The sequence below is a fragment of the Achromobacter sp. GbtcB20 genome, assembly GCF_019091095.1.
Taxonomy (GTDB): Bacteria; Pseudomonadota; Gammaproteobacteria; order Burkholderiales; family Burkholderiaceae_B; genus Achromobacter; species Achromobacter mucicolens.
The window spans coordinates 1-250 of the sequence record NZ_JAGXJZ010000739.1; the positions used below are offsets into that span (position 1 = coordinate 1).

Below are 250 nucleotides of genomic sequence, written 5' to 3' on the forward strand. Positions count from 1 at the left end.
CGAGGCGGTACACCGTCTGCAGCGGCGAGCGGCCGTCGTCGAGGGTGCCGAGCTTGTGGCGCAGGCTGCTCAGGTGCTCGTCGATGTTGCGGTCGAAGCGCGCCAGCGGGCGGCCCAGGCCCTGTTCGGTTCGCCCGTTCTTGCGCACGGGGCGCCCGGCGTGGCGCGCCAGCACTTGGAGCAGGTTGAATGCGGTGCTGGTCAGTTCCAGCGGCTGGTTGTCCCAGGTGGCGCGGCGCTGCTCGGGCAG

1 protein-coding gene is annotated in these 250 nt (G+C 72.0%); it reads right to left on the minus strand.

All coding sequences use genetic code 11. The features are described from left to right. A partial coding sequence (locus tag KVT32_RS30920) for a winged helix-turn-helix domain-containing protein (RefSeq protein WP_217619516.1) occupies positions 1–250 on the minus strand: 250 nt, incomplete at both ends.